The following is a 16,455-nucleotide window of genomic DNA, read 5'->3' as shown; positions in this document are numbered from 1 at the left end:
TTGTGAAATGTGGTCTTCTGTTCTTTTACTAGTCCAACCTTGCTGCTCCAGCCTTTTTAGCTTCAGAGAGGTCGTCGAAAAAACCGGTCTATACCATTTTATTTTTTGCCTTCAAGGTGTATAATAACTATAAGGAGGACTCGACGATGAACTACTATATTCAAGCAGATGCCTTTTTCTATCCTTATGAGAAAAAGGGAGCAGGTTACTTAGAAATCAAGGATGGTCGTTTTGGTAAATGGCAAGCTCAGCGACCAGCAACAGGGGAAATCCGTGATTATACTGGTTATTGGGTGAGTGCAGGGCTAGTCGATACCCATATTCATGGATTTGGAGGTATCGATGTCATGGATAAAGACATTGATGGACTCTTGACAACGATGAGTGAAGGGCTTCTTAGTACTGGGGTGACTAGCTTTCTCCCAACGACTTTGACGGCAGATACGGCAGATCTCCGTCAAGTATCTGAGCAGATTGGAGCTCGTTATCAGGAAGCTAAGGGAGCTAAAATTCAAGGGATTTATTTTGAAGGTCCCTATTTTACAGAAGAGTTTAAAGGAGCTCAAAATCCAGCCTATATGAAAGATCCAAGTCTGGAAGAGTTTCGGGATTGGCAAGAAGCAGCTCAAGGACAAATCAAGAAGATTGCTCTAGCACCTGAACGTGATGGGGTTGAGGAATTTGTTGAAACCTTGACCCAAGAAGGTGTTACAGTTGCCCTCGGGCATTCCAATGCTACTTTTGATCAAGCTCGCAAGGCTGTTCAGGCTGGAGCTAGTGTATGGGTACATGCTTATAATGGGATGCGCGGCTTAACCCATCGAGAATTAGGGATGGTTGGTGCGATGTACCAGTTGCCACACACCTTTGCGGAGTTAATCTGTGATGGTCATCATGTTCATCCAGGAGCCTGTCAGATTTTGATGGATCAAAAAGGCTTGGATCAGGTAGCTTTAATCACGGATTGTATGCGAGCGGGGGGCATGCCTGATGGTGATTACCACCTAGGTGATTTTCCTGTTGTTGTTCAAGAGGGGACCGCTCGTTTGAAAGATTCGGGTTCTCTTGCAGGCTCTATTCTTCAACTGAAAGATGGGGTAAAAAATGTGGTGGATTGGGGCTTAGCCAATCCTGAGCAAGCGCTGCGAATGGCGACCTTGAATCCGGCTCTCTCTGTTCATTTAGAACAAGAATGTGGGCAGATTCGACCAGGAGCAGCTGCCGACTTTTTGATTTGGACTCCTCAATTAGAGTTACAAGAGACCTATTTGGATGGTCAATTACGCTATCAGGCAGAGTGAGTCTCTAGGAAAGACCGGATGATGAGAATCATCTGGTTTTTTTCTGTATAAAAAAATTTAATGGCCCTAATAAGAAAAATAGCCTTGGTAGTGGCTGAAAAATCTGATAGGATAGAAGGGTAGTAAAAACTTGCTACTGGGAGGTACTATGAACCACTTGTTAGTGTTACAATCGGATTTTGGGTTAGTAGATGGTGCAGTCTCGGCCATGATTGGAGTGGCCTTAGAAGAAGCACGAGATTTGAACATTCATCATCTGACACATGAGATCACACCTTATCACATTGAAGAGGCCAGTTATCGACTTTTTCAAACGATTGATTATTGGCCAGAGGGTACAACTTTTGTCTCCGTTGTTGACCCTGGAGTTGGCTCCAAACGAAAAAGTGTCGTGGCTTTGACCAAGAGAAATCAGTATATTGTAACACCGGATAATGGTACTTTATCTTATATCAAGGATGAGGTGCTGGCTGTGCGGGAAATTTCTGAGGTATCCAACCGCCGTGCCAATACGGAGCATTCTTATACTTTCCATGGTCGTGATGTCTATGCCTATACTGGCGCTAAATTAGCTAGTGGTCACATGACTTTTGAAGAGGTGGGACCCGCATTAAGTGTGGAGCACATTGTTGAAATTCCAGTTGTTGAAACAACTCAGGGACCTGACTGGGTCCAAGGAGTTGTCGAGATTCTAGATGTTCGCTTTGGCTCCCTGTGGACCTCCATTAAACGAGAAGATTTCCAGAACCTTAATCCCGAATTTGGAGATCGCTTTGAAGTTACTATCTATAACAATGATATGCTGGTCTACCAAAATCAAGTCGTTTATGGCAAGTCCTTTGCAGATGTTCGCATTGGACAGCCTGTCCTTTATGTAAATTCGGTTTACCGTATCGGGCTAGCCATTAATCAAGGTTCCTTCTCCAAAGCCTATAATGTTGGTGTGGGACCCCAATGGTCTATCCAGTTGAAAAAGATTTAGGAGTTTATTATGTCACAATTATCCATTAAGCAAGTTGTCGCGATTGGTGTGGGAGCAGCCCTTTTTATTGTTGTTGGTCTGATTAGCATTCCCACTCCGATTCCAAATACCTATATTCAACTGCAGTATGCTGTTCAGGCCTTACTTGCAGTCATTTACGGACCCGTTGTTGGCTTTTTTGTCGGTTTTATTGGCCATGCGAATATTGATTTACTTCGAGGTGGAAGTCCTTGGTGGTCTTGGGTTCTCGCTTCAGGTCTTTTTGGTTTGGCTGTTGGAAGTGCTAGTAAGGCGATACAATTGCAAGCTGGCAAACTCAATTCAAAAGGACTATTAACCTTTAATCTGATTCAGGTAATCACCAATCTCGTCCTCTGGGGACTAGTGGCTCCGATTGGAGATATTCTGATTTATACGGAGCCAGTTACTAAGGTATTTGCTCAAGGTGTGGTGGCAGGATTGACAAATTCAGTTACAGTTGCCATTGCAGGAAGTCTCTTACTAAGCCTTTATGTTCGTAATCAAGTCAAAACGGGTAGTTTGACCAAAGAATAAGCTCAAAGGACAAAATTCAACTTGTGAATTTTGTCCTTTTCCCATCTCACTATGATAAAATGAAAGAAAAAAAGAGGGAGAACCACGGTGACACCACTGATTCAGTTTAAAAATTTTTCCTTTCAGTACCAGAGTCAGGCAGAGCCGACATTGAGAAATATCAATCTGGACATTCAGAGAGGAGAAAAAGTAGCCATTATTGGCCCTTCGGGATCTGGGAAGTCAACATTGGGACAATGTCTCAATGGCTTAGTTCCCCACGTTTACGAAGGTCATATTCAGGGGCAACTCTTGTTTAAGGGACAAGACTTGATAGCTTCTAGCATTGTGCAACGCTCCTTACTAATTTCCAGTATTCTTCAAGATACGGATGGTCAGTTTATTGGTCAAACTGTTGCAGAAGACGTGGCCTTCGCTTTGGAAAATGACGCCTTGGAGACGTCTCTTATTCGGGAGAAGGTGGCTTATTGGTTAGAACGATTAGGGTTGACATCTTTAGCACATCAGCGACCACAGGATTTGTCAGGAGGTCAGAAACAGGCGGTTGGCTTAGCGGGTGTTCTGATTGACGAAAGTCCCCTCTTGTTATTTGATGAGCCGTTAGCCAACCTAGATCCCCAGGCTGCTCATGAAAGTTTGCAATTACTAAGCCGACTTCATGAAGAGACAGGGTCGACTCTGGTTATCATTGAGCATCGTCTCGAAGAAGTACTGGAACTAGGCCTCGATCGGATTGTTCTTGTGGAAGATGGTCAAGTTGCTTTTGATGGTCCTCCGAATCAATTACTGGCTAGTTCTGAGTTGATGCGAGTCGGAATTCGGGAACCCCTGTATTTAACAGCACTTAGAGAGTTAGGAATGGATTTAAGAGCCAGCCAGCCCCTAGATGATTTGACAGCCTTAGAACTACCCGCTCTTTCCTTACCGGAGTCTGTTCAAGTGGAAGAAGAGCCAGCAGGAGAAGTGTTGGCTCAGTGGAATCGGCTGAGATTTGCGTATCCAGATAGGCCTGCTATTTTTGATGGCTTAGATCTCCAACTACGAAAAGGAGAGTTGGTAGCTTTAGTTGGGAAAAATGGAACGGGAAAATCGACCTTGGCTCAACTACTGTCAGGTTACCTACCGGCTCAAGGGCAGTATTTCTGGCAGGGGCAGGAACTGTCTGAGCAATCGTTGACAGATCGAGCTCGGCAGGTTGGGTATGTTTTGCAGAACCCAAACCAGATGATTTCTCAAACCATGATTTTTGATGAGGTTGCGCGGGGCTTAAGGCTTAGAGGTCTATCGGAAGAGGAGGTGACTTCTAGGGTGGCAGCGGTTTTAGAGATTTGTGGTTTAACACCGTTTCGTAATTGGCCCATATCCGCTCTATCCTATGGTCAGAAAAAACGGGTCACAATAGCAGCGATTTTGGTATTAGAGCCTCAGGTTTTAATTTTGGATGAACCGACTGCTGGTCAAGATCAGGCTCACTATCGAGAGATGATGGATTTTCTGCAAGAGTTAGCGGATTTGGGGCATGCTATTGTCCTGATTACGCATGATATGCAGCTCATGCTTGAATATGCGAATCGTGCGTTAGTAGTGGATCAGGGTCGGATTTTGGCAGACCAAAATCCACGGGAGCTTCTCTCCCAGCCGGAACTCTTGGCTAAGGCTCATTTACGGACAACTTCGCTTTTCCATTTAGCGGATAAGTTACAAGTGGATCCGATTGCTCTATCGCAGTTTTATCAAGAGAGGGGGAGAAAGGCATGAACAATTTTATCGGCTATCAGTCGGGGACAAGCTGGATTCATAGATTGAGCGGTGCTAGTAAATTTCTTTTCTTCCTGTTGATTTCGGTTGCGGCTATGATTACTTACGATACGCGTCTGTTACTGGGGATAGCTCTCCTATCTCTAATGGCACTGTATGTATCTAGAATTTCCTGGAGGAGTATTCGCTGGGTCATTTATTTTGCTTCTTTTTTCGCAGCTATGAATCTACTCATGGTCTATCTTTTTGCTCCGGAGTATGGAGTGGATATTTATGCGAGTCGTCATTTGATTTGGGAGGGCATTGGCCCTTATCATTTGACTCAGGAGCAACTGTTTTATCTAGGGAATCTGTTTCTCAAGTATGTGGCGACTCTTCCATTGGCCTTAGTTTTTCTTTTGACGACCCATCCGAGTCAATTTGCGGCGAGTCTGAATCAGATTGGAGTTTCCTATCGGATTGCTTACGCCGTAAGTTTAACGCTGCGCTATATTCCAGATGTACAAGAGGATTTTGTGATGATTCGTAGGTCTCAGGAGGCGCGTGGGCTAGATTTATCCCCTCAACAACCACTTGTTGCTCGTATTCGAGGGAATGCCTTAATCCTCTTTCCACTAATTTTGACGTCTTTGGAGCGTATTGAGACGATTTCTCGTGCGATGGAACTGAGACGTTTCGGTAAGGAGAAACGCCGTACCTGGTATTGGACCCAAGCTTGGGCTTGGCAAGACTACCTTATTTTAGGGATAGCTGTGATTTCGTTGCTGTTGGCTCTTTACTTGATGTGGGTTCAAGGAAGTCGTTTTTACAATCCATGGCAATCCTAGTTTTGTCTTTACATCCTTCTTTTTTCTTGTTAGACTAAAAGAAAAATGGACGAAAGGTGTCAAGAATGCCGAAAAGAAAAAAAGGGCTAGGACTCTTAGTCTTGTCTTTGGGAACTCTTGCTCTGGGTTTCCTTGCAAATCAGATGGTGATGACCGAGCAAGAGAATTATACCGTGCCAACTGAGGATTATTTTGTGCAGAGCATTGCGGCAGATGCCCAAATGGTGGCGGATCAATATGGCCTCTATGCTTCGGTGATGATTGCCCAAGCTATGTTGGAATCGGATCGTGGAACGAGTCGATTGTCTCAGCCTCCGCACTACAATTTATTTGGGATTAAGGGAACCTATCAAGGAGAAGGGGCTAACTTTTTGACGACCGAGGATGATGGCAGTGGTGATCTGTATGAAATTCACGACCAGTTCCGTAGTTATCCTTCTTATTATGCTTCTTTGACAGACTATGCACTTGTACTTTCACAGCCTATGTATGCTGGCACATGGAAGATTAATACGACTTCCTATCAAGACGCTACCCAAGCTTTAACAGGAACCTATGCGACAGATTCGTCCTATAATGTTAAACTCAATCGCTTGATAGAGCAGTATAATTTGACCCAATACGATTATTGAACGAAATAGTAAAAAACTCTTGCCTTTGGTAAGAGTTTCTTGTATAATAGTATCTTGTGAGAATATCCCTCACTTACTCGTCTTGAGGCGAGTCATTAGTCCAAAAGGAGGAACATATCAATGGCTAAATACGAAATTCTTTATATTATTCGTCCAAACATTGAAGAAGAAGCTAAAGCAGCTTTGGTAGAGCGTTTTGACGCAATCTTGACAGACAACGGTGCAACTATCCTTGAGTCTAAAGACTGGGAAAAACGTCGCCTTGCCTACGAAATCCAAGATTTCCGTGAAGGTCTTTACCACATCGTGAACGTTGAAGCGAACGATGATGCAGCTCTTCGTGAGTTTGATCGTCTTTCAAAAATCAATGGCGACATTCTTCGTCATATGATCGTTAAACTTGACGCGTAAGAAGGTAACAAATGATTAATAATGTTGTACTTGTTGGTCGTATGACCCGTGACGCAGATTTGCGTTATACCCCATCGAATGTTGCAGTGGCGACTTTCACCTTAGCTGTGAATCGCACTTTCAAGAGTCAAAATGGTGAGCGTGAAGCAGACTTCATCAATGTAGTCATTTGGCGTCAACCAGCTGAAAATTTGGCTAACTGGGCGAAGAAGGGTACACTAATCGGAATTACGGGACGGATTCAGACTCGTAACTACGAGAACCAGCAAGGACAGCGTGTTTATGTTACTGAAGTCGTAGCTGACAACTTCCAAATGTTGGAAAGTCGTGCTGTACGAGAAGGGAATACGGCTGGCTCTAGCTTTGGTGCTAACAGCTTTGGATCAGCTCCAGCTGCTAGTCCAGTAAGCTCAGAACCTGCAATGCCAGACTTTTCTCGAAATGATAGTCCATTTGGTGCAACCAGTCCAATGGATATCTCTGATGATGACCTTCCATTCTAAGACAAATAAATAAAGGAGAACAAAATGGCTCAACAACGTCGTGGCGGATTCAAACGCCGTAAAAAAGTTGATTACATCGCAGCAAACAAAATTGAATACGTTGACTACAAGGATACAGAACTTCTAAGCCGCTTCGTCTCAGAACGCGGAAAAATCCTTCCACGTCGCGTAACTGGTACTTCAGCGAAGAACCAACGTAAAGTTACAAACGCTATCAAACGCGCACGCGTAATGGCTTTGATGCCTTACGTAAACGAAGATTAAAAATGAGCCTCCAACGAGGCTCATTTTCTGTTTTATGTAGCTTCCGAAGGAAGCCATCTGCAGGTCCAGTGGACCGTTTTTTTGTGGAATGTTACTTCCGCAGGAAGTCATCGAGTTCAGGTTGGAGGCTCATTTTCTGTTTTATGTAGCTTCCGAAGGAAGCCATCTGCAGGTCCAGTGGACCGTTTTTTTGTAGAATGTTACTTCCGCAGGAAGTCATCGAGTTCAGGTTGGAGGCTCATTTTCTGTTTAATGGAGATTCCCGAGGAATCCATCGCTTTGTTCAGTGGACCGTTTTTTTTGTAGAATGTTACTTCCGCAGGAAGTCATCGAGTTCAGGTTGGAGGCTCATTTTCTGTTTAATAGAGATTTCCAAGGAATTCATCGTTTTGTCCATGGTATTTTAGAAGGAAATGATACGTAATCTAGTGGGAATTAGTAGTCTATGATTAGTCGGCGGTTAATTATTGGATATGTGTTTTTTGATTTTTTAGTGCTAGAGTCTAGGAAGAAGTAGCCGATTGTGATACAGTATTAGGGAGTAATTGAATTTTTTGAGATATTCAACCTTGATGTTGAAAAGACTTGCTCAAATTCTAAGGAGGGAATGAAAATTTTGTTAGTTTTAGCGGGTACCATTGGTGCCGGAAAATCATCGTTGGCAGCGGCTTTGGGGGAGCATTTTGGGACAGAAGTTTTCTATGAATCGGTAGATGACAATCCTGTTTTGGATTTGTATTATAAAAATCCAGAGAAGTATGCTTTTCTTTTACAAATTTATTTTTTAAATAAGCGTTTCAAGAGCATAAAGCAGGCTTACACTCATGATAATAACATTTTGGACCGTTCTATCTTTGAAGATGCACTCTTTTTGGATTTGAATTATAGGAATGGTAATGTTACACAGGAAGAACATCAGGTTTACCACGAATTACTGGATAATATGATGGAAGAGTTAGAAGGGATGCCTAAAAAAGCTCCGGATCTATTGATTTATATTGATGTTTCTTTTGAAACGATGTTGTATCGAATTGCACTTCGTGGTCGGGATTATGAGCAAATTGATGGTAATCCAGATTTAGAGACTTATTACCAGCAAGTTCATAGTGCCTACCCAGACTGGTATGACGCTTATGATAAAAGCCCTAAGGTACGAATTGATGGTAATCAGCTTGACTTTGTTAACGATGAAGAGGCTATGAGAGAAGTTATCCGGCAGGTCGAACAGGCTCTAGCAGAAATCAGAAACTAGAACAGGGCCCGAAGTCTTTTTTTGAGTTCGGGTTTTTCATTTGCCAAAAATAGCCTAGTCTAGGTTAAGGATAGATGCTATAATATAAAAAGTATGAGAAGAAAAATAAAACCCATTGCCTTTTTTCTCTTTTACCTCTTATTTTTCCTGGGTCTATTTTTGATGATAACGATTCATAAAAAAGTAGAGACTACAGACAGGAAGCAGAGACCTGAGCAGGTGGAAAAGAAAGTGAGCAGTAAAAAAGACGCAACGATTGAAAAGTTACTAAAGGATATGACGCTGGAAGAAAAGGTCGGACAGCTCTTTTGGGCACGTCTTCCCTATTCCAACCAAATTAAAGATATTCAGAATTACCATTTGGGCGGCTACATCTTATTTGGTAAAGATTTTGAAGGTCAGACCGTTCAAGGGATTCGAGAATTAACGGATGGTTTTCAAGAAGCTTCTAAAATTCCACTGTTGATAGGATCAGATGAAGAAGGTGGCACTGTTACTCGGATTAGCAGTATTATCAGCAAACCATTTCTATCCCCCATGCAACTTTATCAGGAAGGTGGAATGGACGCCATTGTAGCGGATGCAAAACGAAAATCCCAAATTCTTCAGGGAGCAGGCATCAATGCTGGTTTGGCACCTGTAGCAGATGTAGCCACAGATTCCAATGCTTTTATCTATCCTCGAACTATTGGACAAGATGCCGAAACAACAGCCGACTATGTTGCTGAGGTTGTTCAAACCTTTAAGCAGGAGGGGCTGGGCTCTACGTTGAAGCATTTCCCTGGTTATGGTAATAATGGGGATAGTCATACGGATATCATTCGAGATAATAGATCTTTAAAGAGTTTAAGAAAATCTGATTTCCTTCCTTTTAAAGCTGGAATTGCACAAGGAGCAGATAGCATTCTTGTATCTCATAATATTCTTAGTCAGGTTGATTCTGTTCCATCATCGATTTCTAAAAAAGTTACCGATATTCTTCGACAGGAACTGAATTTTAAGGGAGTTATTATGACAGATGATTTGGATATGGCTGGTTTAGCGGACTTTGTTAATCAAGATGAGGCAGCATTTCAGGTCATTCAAGCTGGAAACGATCTTATCTTAGGATCTAGTTATAGCACTCAAATTCAATACCTTTTGGATAAAATTGAAGAAGGTGAATTAACAGAAAAACGCATTGATCAGTCTGTTAAACGGATCTTAGCTTGGAAATACGATCTAGGACTCTTAAAGTAAGCTGAGGAGAAACGGGTATTTCAGTAGATCCGATGTTTCCCTATATTGGTTGCAGAAAAATGATCTTAAACTTATTGTCATTAAGGTTTTGAAACGGTATAATATTTGAGTGTTTATTTGGAAATTTCATAGAAAAGTTTAGGAAGAAGAGGAGATCATAATGAATCGTTCAGATTGGTTAGAATATTTTGAAGCTATTAATGGACGCCCTGCTACTGGAGAAGAAGTGGCAGCAGCTGTGGAAAAGGGTGAGATTGTAGATTCACCTGTAAGCCAACCGCAGGCTGTGCAAGCAAGTGCAGATACATCAGTGGCTTCAGAAGCTACTCAAACAAATCAAGTACCACCTGTTCAATCAACAGCTGTCCAACCGGATCAAGTACCACCTACACCCCAAGTAGCACCATTGGTATCTCCAGAACATCAGGAACAAATTAAAAAAACGTCTACTGACTTCTGGAATTGGTTTGTATCAGCCTTAAAAGCACCAACATCAGAAGTACAGACAACGCCTGCAAATGGATGGATAGCTTTTGGCTTATTGACTTTATTTTATACTTTGACAATTTTCATTATTGCTCGTAAGTCTATGGGATTTGGGTCAAATTTCATGAATGGCATTAACAACTATTATTCTGGAAGTTCAACTTCTTTGATGAGTAATCCAGTGGGATTCTCAGCCTTTATGGCAATTTTAGTTGGAGCTGGTTTATATCTATTCGCCATTATTTTTGCCGGATTTGTAACTAAGCGCTTTGTTTATAGCGATACACAATTTACATTAACCAAGGCCTTTGATTGGTATGGACGTTTATTCTCTGTGAATATTGTTATGATGACATTAGCAACTCTATTTGTCTTAATCGATGTTTACTCAATTGCCTTTATCCTAATTATTCTTAGCGTGCTGGTATTTGGACTAGCCACAACTTTTGCCTTAGCCCACTCGCGCGATGTATCATCTTTGGATATGTTTTATAAGTATATTCTTGCGGTTATTGTGAACGGATTAGTACTATTTGTCTTTGGTGTCTTATCAATGATGATTGCTGGTGAATATCTAGTAAAACTTATTTCCCTTTACTAGTTCAATCTAGGTTAAATATGAATGAGGTCCATGCTTGTTACATCCATGGACCTTTTTCTAGTTCCTTTTAATCATTAGTTAAATACATCTTGTAATCACATTCTAATGATGTTATTCTAAGAGAAATTGATATGAAAGAGGAGAAAAGATGACAGGTAAGGAATGGTCGGATGCTTTTAAAAAAATTGAAGGACGGGAACCGTCGCCTCAAGAGTTTATGGAGGCTAAAAAGGCTGGTTTTCCGGAACTGGTGATGGAAAGTTCAGAATCGTTGACAGCTGCCGACTGGACGGCATTGTTTACAGAAATTTATAAAAGAACGCCATCACCCCAAGAATTTATGGCAGCTAAAGCACAAGGATTCCCCGCAATGGGTAATCTAGGAGTAGACGAGAAACTAGTACTAGAATCTCAAGCAAGTTCTTCAGAGGAGGCCGTAACTCAACTTCGTTCAGAACCTATGATTACCGGAGAAGTTCATTCTACTCAGATTGTAGAAATGCCAGAGGAACCGGGAGTTCAGTCAAAATCTGAATCTGTGGTAAGAGAAAAACCTCAACCTGCTCAAGCTGTTGCTGCAACTGAGAGGATACAAGAAGTAGCGGGAGTCTCTCAGGAAAATCATGAGGTAGAAGCAGCAACTACACAAGCTCTTGGAACTGTAGAACTAGCAGCGAATCTTGTTCCGCCAGTGAACCCAGCAACATTAACCCCAAGCCATGTCACGCAAGCTGCTGCCAATCAAAATCCGCAGCAAGCCTCAACGGGTATGCGAATTTTGCGTATTCTGACCATAATTGCGGTTGTACTTTTGACCATTGCTTTGGCTATGGTTTTAGGTTATTTTGCCCTTGGACCGTTATTAGAAATGTTAGGTTAGGAGAAGAGGATGAACGCAAAAGATTGGTCTCAAGCATTTGAACAGCTTTTTGGTCGCAAGCCAACACCTGAAGAATTTATGCAGGCCAAACAAACTGGCTTTCCGCACCCACAAATTGCTCAAGTTCAACCAAGTCAAAAATCTGCCATAGGCATTCCTAGCTGGATATGGGGAACCATTTTTATAGTATTTCTACTTTTGGCTGGTGGTTACTATGTATACAGCCAATCCGGAAATAGCCCAACTTCTGTATCCCAGTCAGTTAGTCAAGATTCAGAAGAAGTGGATTATGCTGAGAAAATTGAGCAGCTCAGTGAGGAAGAAGTTAAGCTGGTTTCCCAAAATTTTGGGAAATGGTTATATGATAGTCCATATGGAAAAGATGCAGTTGTTATTCGGTCCACAACTTTGCCAACGCATGGAACGGGTTCTGCCCATGTGATTACCAAAGAATCAGTTGATGGTGATATTTTGGCTGGTTTTGGTTGGACTTCACCTGGTAGTCTAGAAGAAGCATCTAAAGAAAGTAATCTCAATCTGGTTGAAGAAAGAGATAGATATGACCTACGTCTTTTGGGAATGAAAGTCTCTAGTGATCAAGTAAAAGATTTTACGGATAATGCTATTGTTTTTCGAATTTACTCTCTCAAAGATTCTACCCATGCTTATTATATAAGTGTTAACGATGAATTCGAAAAATTTTTGAAACTACGTGTACCTGAGGACCAGCTAATACCTGCTGCAGGGATGGGAAAAACTTATTTAGGTCAAAAACTTATAGACACTGAGAAGGAAAATTATTCTGTTCTACTGGCTTCAAACGGAAAAGTTTATTACACCAATCATGCGAAGGGTGAAAAAATGTTCCAAGAAGCTCCACAGGATATGCAGAAAGCCTATCAAAATTTTCTTATGAATGCTTCTTCATTAAAGGAGGTTCAAAGTATTTTCGCGGATAAGAAAGAGGAGACTTTGGAACCTTCCAGTTTTGAAAAGAAAGACTCTCAAACTGAGATTGCTACACCAGCTTTATGGAATAGCGATAAAGATGCAGCCTTAGCAGATTTTATGGTTAGCTGGGGAAATTCGATGAATCAGCCAGGGTATGAGGATAAAGGAACGAAACTAATAGAAGGCTGGTCCTTTAATGTTGGTGGAAATGCTGTTAGTCTTAAAGTTTCGGCTGATGGGCGTGGAGATGCAGATTACAAGGTAGTAGCAAATTACCAGTATTTGAATAATTCTGTTAATCACATCTATTATTTTGCATTTGATCGTTCAGGTTCTCCAATTGTTTTATATACCAATCAATGGGATGGCCCTGTACTATATCTTAGAGAAACAGCCAATGCTGATTTACGAGCCGGTTTTGCAAGCATTGCTAATCAGTAACAGTTCTTCGATGGGGGCTTAAATTTTTAGTGTCCAAATAGGTTAGTCGGAAATATCTTTTCCGGCTTTTTACGTGCTTTCTTTTTGTAAGGTGATTTGTTACAATGGGGTCTGTATTTTTTAGAAGGAAGGAATAGTATGTCGAATAGAGTTGGTTTGGCCAAGCGGGTTTCCAATTATGAACTCTTCTTTGATTTGGCCTTTGTTTTAGCCTTGCGGGAATTAAATGGATCTTTTCATATGGAACAGATTGGTTTTCAAAATGTTTTATTATTCGTGCTGGCTAATATTGTTTTAATGACCATTTGGTTTAATGAGGTTCTTTATTATCAGAAATATGGGGATTCTAGACGAGCGGATATTTATACTGTTATTGCATTGATGTTTGTCGTTGGGCATTTGGCAATGAATTTTCATTTGGAAACGACGGAACTTGGTGCAGGAAGTCCAATCGTATGGCTGTTTAATAGTCTCTTGTTTGTAGCCTATGGGATTATCATATTGCAGTATGTTATTAAAGGACGGCAACAAGGATTTAATCGAGATATGAAATTATCGATTCTGTCCTTAATGCTTTACATGTTTCTGTTGCTTCCTTTTATTTTGGGGATTGCTGGCTGGAGTTTTTGGATGTCTTTTGTATATATATTCCCGATGATACTTCCGCTCGTCTTTGTTACCTTTTTTTATCGAGGTCGTGAGGAGTTGCCAACGAATTTCCCTCATGCTGTAGAGCGTGGACAATTAATTACAATTTTGTCCTTTGGGGAAGCTGTGATTGCGATTATTGGCTCTTACCCATTAGACGAAGCCTTTTTGACAGGAGCTTTCCTTTTCTTTGGAATGGCTAGTATGTTTATGAATTACATGTCACAAACCTTTCTTGGTGTGGATCATCATTCTCAGAAGTTCGTAGCTCCCTTATTTTATCTCCATTTGGTGATTGTTTTGGGGATTAATTTCTTTACTGTATCGGTAGAGTTTCTAACGGATACTCATCATGCGGATTTAGGACATTTCTTATTTTTGGCGGGTGTTCTTTTGTTTTATATAGGAACTTATGGGACTTCAATCTACAATTATCCCTATTATAAACTAGGTAGAAAGAATTATTATCACCTTTTTGTTCTTTTTACAGGAGCTTTGGTAGCTCTTTGGTTCAGCGGTAACAATGTTTTGTATTTATCTCTCATATTATCGCTCAGTTCCTATTTGCTAGGCTTTTATGTGTTCCGTTTTCGGAAAAAAGCTCGGCAGGCACAGGGACTGCCACAGCCGGATAGACGTTTGAATCTTCGAGATTTTTCTTAAGAAAAAATCTAAACGGATTTCAAACAGTTAGACAAATGATTATGAAAAGGACTGAATCCTGTATTGAACAGAATCCAGTCCTTTTCTTTGTTTTTCATAATAATCAATCGTATTCCGAATTACTTGTCTCAGTTTAAAAGGCTCCCTCTACTTGGTAGAGAGGAGTCAAGGGGAACCGGTCGGTGAGGTTTACTTTCAATCAATTTTCAATTCCGGGGAATTCTATTGATCATTTCAAAAAATCCCCCCAATCATTAGAGTTTGTAGCTAACGATTGGGAGGATTTCACAACTAAGAATGTTTTGTTAAAGCGGACGACGGCGGGGATTAATACGAGCATTTTTAATATTGTAGGTACGCATGAGCCACCAGCGAACTCCAAAAGCTGCTGCTCCAATTAGGATGAGAGCAAAACTTGGAAGTGGTAAATTAATCCCGATGAGTACACTTTCTGAAAGAGTAATGAGACCAATCCAGGCCAGCAGAATGAGTCCGACAAAAAGGAAGCCACGGCGAACATTGGGACGTTCCCCCTCATACTGAGGTTCGTAATAGCGATAAATAAAATGGTAGAGGGCGTAAAAAACAGCTCCTCCTCCGGTAGTCATGCTAATCAGTGTTAGCAGTCCATAACTCGGACTGTCTGGAACAAATTGGTTGATCAATCCAATCCCAAGTCCGACAAAAGCGAGTAGGAAGAGGGTGGATTCCAACCACATTAGCCATGGATTGTCATTGGTGTCCGCTTGTTCTTCTGTCTCAGGATGTGAGCCTTCAAGCTGACTGCGAACCCATTGGGTTGGAGTTCCAAAGAGTGCTCGTGCAGTGAAACCGCGAGCTTGTTTTTCTTCAATCTCAGGGAGAATAGTTGCAAGTAATTCATCAATTTCGGTTGAATTTTTTCCCGCTTGTTCCAATAATTTTTGGACTGTGCGTAGATATTGCTGATTCTTTTTGGTTAGATTTTCAAATGACATAAACTTCCTTTCTCTTAGAACCATTTTTTATGAATCATATACAAGGTTAATGAAAGGCTCATTGCAAAGGCAATGGCAATGATGATCCAAAAGGCGTGGGGCTCACCATTGAGAGGCATATCGTTGTTTTTGAAGTTCATTCCATAGGCTGAGAAAATCATGGTTGGAATGGACATTACGATAGTGACCAAGGCTAGGGCTTTCATAATGTTGTTCTGGTTGTTGGAAATAATAGAGGCGAAGGTATCCGTCATACTCCGTAAAATATTTCCATAAATATCGGCCATTTCAATAGCCTGTTGAGTTTCAATAAGGGTATCTTCTAGTAGATCCTCATCTTCCAGGTATTTTTTGATTGAAGAGGAAGATGACGTTAATTTACGGACCACACGCTCATTGGTTTTGAGGGAGGCTTTAAAGTAGACGATGGTTTTTTCCAACTCCATGAGTTCAATGAGTTCTTCATTACGTGGAGCTTCTAACAGGACAGTCTCGATTTGATCGGACTTACGGTCAATGGAACGAAGGGCGGTAAGGTAAAGCTCCGCATTGCGGTACAAAATTTGAAAGACAAAGCGGGAGCGCATAAAGGTGTAAAAATTTCGTAAACGTCGTTGTACGAAGACATCGAGCAATGGAATATCTTCTTGGCAGGTAGTAATGATGACCTCATCTGTCAAAATAATTCCTAGCGGGATAGTGACATAATAAATTTTATTGTTTCGCTCTTCGGTAATGGGAACGTCAACAATAATCAAGGTATAGTTGTCCTCAATGGTAACCCGCGACATCTCTTCCAAATCCAGAGGGGCTCGTAAATCGGTGATATCAATGTCAAATTCGTTAGCCACTTCAATCGATTCACTTTGAGTGGGATTGATCAGGTTAATCCAAGAACCAGATTCCATATGGTCAATTTCCTTGAATTGGGTTGTTGTTGATAAAAATACCTGTCTCATGGTCCCCTCCTTTTCTCATTCTTTTCCATTATATCTTAAATAGGCTCAAAATCAAGCTTTTTCTATTGTTGGAGAATTCTATACCTATCGGTTTTAGGACCAGTTTTTGAGGCATTTTTGATATA

Annotated in this window: 17 protein-coding genes; 15 read left to right on the top strand and 2 right to left on the bottom strand. The window is 41.3% G+C overall.

Going from position 1 to position 16,455, the window contains the following annotated elements; all coding sequences use genetic code 11:
* The first annotated feature begins 146 nt into the window (after positions 1 to 146).
* The 15 genes from nagA to ACXM1Q_RS00790 all read left to right on the top strand — a co-directional run bounded on the left by nagA (position 147) and on the right by ACXM1Q_RS00790 (position 14,394).
* Positions 147 to 1,301, top strand: a complete 1,155-nt coding sequence (gene nagA, locus ACXM1Q_RS00860; protein ID WP_458515428.1) for an N-acetylglucosamine-6-phosphate deacetylase — start codon at positions 147 to 149, stop codon at positions 1,299 to 1,301.
* Between the two features lie 148 nt (positions 1,302 to 1,449).
* The gene (locus ACXM1Q_RS00855) at positions 1,450 to 2,283 is read left to right on the top strand and encodes an SAM hydrolase/SAM-dependent halogenase family protein (RefSeq protein ID WP_135038628.1); all 834 of its coding nucleotides are present in this window, start codon (positions 1,450 to 1,452) and stop codon (positions 2,281 to 2,283) included.
* A 9-nt stretch (positions 2,284 to 2,292) separates the two neighbouring features.
* Positions 2,293 to 2,838 (top strand): ECF-type riboflavin transporter substrate-binding protein, encoded by a 546-nt coding sequence (locus tag ACXM1Q_RS00850; protein ID WP_458515427.1) that lies wholly within the window; start codon positions 2,293 to 2,295, stop codon positions 2,836 to 2,838.
* Between the two features lie 87 nt (positions 2,839 to 2,925).
* Positions 2,926 to 4,596: an ABC transporter ATP-binding protein gene (locus ACXM1Q_RS00845; protein ID WP_458515426.1), complete on the top strand. Its 1,671-nt coding sequence runs from the start codon at positions 2,926 to 2,928 to the stop codon at positions 4,594 to 4,596.
* Positions 4,593 to 5,423, top strand: a complete 831-nt coding sequence (locus ACXM1Q_RS00840) for an energy-coupling factor transporter transmembrane component T family protein (RefSeq protein WP_458515425.1) — start codon at positions 4,593 to 4,595, stop codon at positions 5,421 to 5,423. Before ACXM1Q_RS00845 ends, ACXM1Q_RS00840 begins: the two co-directional genes overlap by 4 nt.
* A 65-nt stretch (positions 5,424 to 5,488) precedes the next feature.
* Positions 5,489 to 6,055, top strand: coding sequence for a glucosaminidase domain-containing protein (locus ACXM1Q_RS00835; RefSeq protein ID WP_458515424.1), 567 nt, complete (start codon positions 5,489 to 5,491; stop codon positions 6,053 to 6,055).
* A 120-nt stretch (positions 6,056 to 6,175) separates the two neighbouring features.
* Positions 6,176 to 6,466 carry a 30S ribosomal protein S6 gene (rpsF, locus tag ACXM1Q_RS00830; protein WP_135038617.1) on the top strand — a complete coding sequence of 97 codons (291 nt, stop codon included), beginning with the start codon at positions 6,176 to 6,178 and terminating at the stop codon, positions 6,464 to 6,466.
* An 11-nt stretch (positions 6,467 to 6,477) separates the two neighbouring features.
* Positions 6,478 to 6,969 (top strand): single-stranded DNA-binding protein, encoded by a 492-nt coding sequence (locus tag ACXM1Q_RS00825; protein ID WP_458515423.1) that lies wholly within the window; start codon positions 6,478 to 6,480, stop codon positions 6,967 to 6,969.
* A gap of 24 nt (positions 6,970 to 6,993) precedes the next feature.
* Entirely contained in the window at positions 6,994 to 7,233 is a 240-nt protein-coding gene (rpsR, locus tag ACXM1Q_RS00820; RefSeq protein WP_135038614.1) for a 30S ribosomal protein S18, read from the top strand.
* A gap of 613 nt (positions 7,234 to 7,846) precedes the next feature.
* Positions 7,847 to 8,485 (top strand): deoxynucleoside kinase, encoded by a 639-nt coding sequence (locus ACXM1Q_RS00815; protein ID WP_458515484.1) that lies wholly within the window; start codon positions 7,847 to 7,849, stop codon positions 8,483 to 8,485.
* A 93-nt stretch (positions 8,486 to 8,578) separates the two neighbouring features.
* On the top strand, positions 8,579 to 9,724 hold the full coding sequence (locus ACXM1Q_RS00810; RefSeq protein ID WP_458515422.1) for a glycoside hydrolase family 3 protein: 1,146 nt from the start codon (positions 8,579 to 8,581) through the stop codon (positions 9,722 to 9,724).
* Positions 9,725 to 9,884: 160 nt separating this feature from the next.
* Positions 9,885 to 10,811: a DUF6574 domain-containing protein gene (locus ACXM1Q_RS00805; RefSeq protein WP_458515421.1), complete on the top strand. Its 927-nt coding sequence runs from the start codon at positions 9,885 to 9,887 to the stop codon at positions 10,809 to 10,811.
* Positions 10,812 to 10,959: 148 nt separating this feature from the next.
* Complete coding sequence (locus ACXM1Q_RS00800; RefSeq protein WP_458515420.1) at positions 10,960 to 11,691, top strand: hypothetical protein; 732 nt, start codon at positions 10,960 to 10,962, stop codon at positions 11,689 to 11,691.
* 9 nt (positions 11,692 to 11,700) lie between these two features.
* The gene (locus ACXM1Q_RS00795; RefSeq protein WP_458515419.1) at positions 11,701 to 13,083 is read left to right on the top strand and encodes a DUF4767 domain-containing protein; all 1,383 of its coding nucleotides are present in this window, start codon (positions 11,701 to 11,703) and stop codon (positions 13,081 to 13,083) included.
* 138 nt (positions 13,084 to 13,221) lie between these two features.
* Complete coding sequence (locus ACXM1Q_RS00790) at positions 13,222 to 14,394, top strand: low temperature requirement protein A (protein WP_458515418.1); 1,173 nt, start codon at positions 13,222 to 13,224, stop codon at positions 14,392 to 14,394.
* A 305-nt stretch (positions 14,395 to 14,699) separates the two neighbouring features.
* On the opposite strand, the gene ACXM1Q_RS00785 is transcribed toward ACXM1Q_RS00790, so the two are convergent.
* Together ACXM1Q_RS00785 and ACXM1Q_RS00780 are read right to left on the bottom strand one after the other, a co-directional pair.
* Positions 14,700 to 15,371 (bottom strand): DUF1129 family protein, encoded by a 672-nt coding sequence (locus ACXM1Q_RS00785; RefSeq protein WP_458515417.1) that lies wholly within the window; start codon positions 15,369 to 15,371, stop codon positions 14,700 to 14,702.
* 14 nt (positions 15,372 to 15,385) lie between these two features.
* A complete protein-coding gene (locus ACXM1Q_RS00780) occupies positions 15,386 to 16,330 on the bottom strand; it encodes a magnesium transporter CorA family protein (RefSeq protein ID WP_135038647.1) in 945 nt (314 codons plus the stop codon).
* Positions 16,331 to 16,455: the final 125 nt, after the last annotated feature.

Source organism: Streptococcus sp. 10F2, from assembly GCF_054331515.2.
Note: the sequence above shows the minus strand (reverse complement) of the source record. Positions and strands in the feature narration are given on the sequence as shown.

What these genes read in the sequence shown, in the direction of transcription:
- nagA (WP_458515428.1), top strand. Translation starts at nt 147, where the DNA reads ATGAACTACTATATTCAAGCAGATGCCTTTTTCTATCCTTATGAGAAA.
- ACXM1Q_RS00855 (WP_135038628.1), top strand. Translation starts at nt 1,450, where the DNA reads ATGAACCACTTGTTAGTGTTACAATCGGATTTTGGGTTAGTAGATGGT.
- ACXM1Q_RS00850 (WP_458515427.1), top strand. Translation starts at nt 2,293, where the DNA reads ATGTCACAATTATCCATTAAGCAAGTTGTCGCGATTGGTGTGGGAGCA.
- ACXM1Q_RS00840 (WP_458515425.1), top strand. Translation starts at nt 4,593, where the DNA reads ATGAACAATTTTATCGGCTATCAGTCGGGGACAAGCTGGATTCATAGA.
- ACXM1Q_RS00835 (WP_458515424.1), top strand. Translation starts at nt 5,489, where the DNA reads ATGCCGAAAAGAAAAAAAGGGCTAGGACTCTTAGTCTTGTCTTTGGGA.
- rpsF (WP_135038617.1), top strand. Translation starts at nt 6,176, where the DNA reads ATGGCTAAATACGAAATTCTTTATATTATTCGTCCAAACATTGAAGAA.
- ACXM1Q_RS00825 (WP_458515423.1), top strand. Translation starts at nt 6,478, where the DNA reads ATGATTAATAATGTTGTACTTGTTGGTCGTATGACCCGTGACGCAGAT.
- rpsR (WP_135038614.1), top strand. Translation starts at nt 6,994, where the DNA reads ATGGCTCAACAACGTCGTGGCGGATTCAAACGCCGTAAAAAAGTTGAT.
- ACXM1Q_RS00810 (WP_458515422.1), top strand. Translation starts at nt 8,579, where the DNA reads ATGAGAAGAAAAATAAAACCCATTGCCTTTTTTCTCTTTTACCTCTTA.
- ACXM1Q_RS00805 (WP_458515421.1), top strand. Translation starts at nt 9,885, where the DNA reads ATGAATCGTTCAGATTGGTTAGAATATTTTGAAGCTATTAATGGACGC.
- ACXM1Q_RS00800 (WP_458515420.1), top strand. Translation starts at nt 10,960, where the DNA reads ATGACAGGTAAGGAATGGTCGGATGCTTTTAAAAAAATTGAAGGACGG.
- ACXM1Q_RS00795 (WP_458515419.1), top strand. Translation starts at nt 11,701, where the DNA reads ATGAACGCAAAAGATTGGTCTCAAGCATTTGAACAGCTTTTTGGTCGC.
- ACXM1Q_RS00790 (WP_458515418.1), top strand. Translation starts at nt 13,222, where the DNA reads ATGTCGAATAGAGTTGGTTTGGCCAAGCGGGTTTCCAATTATGAACTC.
- ACXM1Q_RS00785 (WP_458515417.1), bottom strand. Translation starts at nt 15,371, where the DNA reads ATGTCATTTGAAAATCTAACCAAAAAGAATCAGCAATATCTACGCACA.
- ACXM1Q_RS00780 (WP_135038647.1), bottom strand. Translation starts at nt 16,330, where the DNA reads ATGAGACAGGTATTTTTATCAACAACAACCCAATTCAAGGAAATTGAC.